Origin of the sequence: Pseudomonas sp. CM27, assembly GCF_013179515.1 — a bacterium.
In the GTDB taxonomy this organism is placed as follows: Bacteria; Pseudomonadota; Gammaproteobacteria; order Pseudomonadales; family Pseudomonadaceae; genus Aquipseudomonas.
In genome coordinates this window covers 1-688 of sequence record NZ_JABMCN010000490.1, presented here as the reverse complement: position 1 = coordinate 688, position 688 = coordinate 1, and the positions used below count along the sequence as shown (strand labels likewise).

The 688-nt window shown below is 59.9% G+C and carries 1 protein-coding gene; it reads left to right on the top strand.

The window, feature by feature from the left end:
- Positions 1–688 (top strand): immunoglobulin-like domain-containing protein (locus tag HP547_RS29145; RefSeq protein ID WP_372243031.1); only part of this gene is annotated, 688 nt, incomplete at both ends.

Below are 688 nucleotides of genomic sequence, written 5' to 3'. Positions count from 1 at the left end.
ACACCGTGACCCTGGTCAGCGCAGATCCAACCCTGCCGGTTACCAATCACAAGGGCCTGACTTTCACCCTGACCGATGGCACCACTGTAACCATCAAAGCCGGCGAAGCTACTGGTTCGGTTACTGTAAGCGCGCCAGACAACGTCTACGTCAATGATCCGGTGACCATCACCCAAGGTCTGACCGACGTCTCGGGCAAGGGCGCCGACCAGTTCGAACAACTGGAGCTGGGCGCTACCAAAGTAAGCACCCAAGTCACCGATGAGCCATCTGGCGAAGGCGACCTGGTCAAAGTCAGCATCACCGCCGATCAGGTTTCGGTCAACGAAGCGACCGAACCGACCTTTACCATCAGCCTGAACAAGGCGTTGGACAAGCCGTTCACCGTGACCCTGAGCACCGGTGCCACCCTGACCTTCGCGGCAGGCGAGACCACCAAGTCCTACGCCGCTTCGGCGCAGGGCGAGGACGTGTTCAAGGACGAAGGCAAGATCACCGTCAGCATCACCAAGGCTGAAGTGGTCGGCGAACAACTGGAAAACCTGGAGATCGGCAAAGCCGCGACCGTGGCCGTCACCGATACCCAGAGCCCGGTCACTGCCGAGCTGACTGTGGATAACACCACCGTCACCGAAGGCGGCAAGATCACCTACACCGTGACTCTGGTCAGCGCAGATCCAACCCTGCC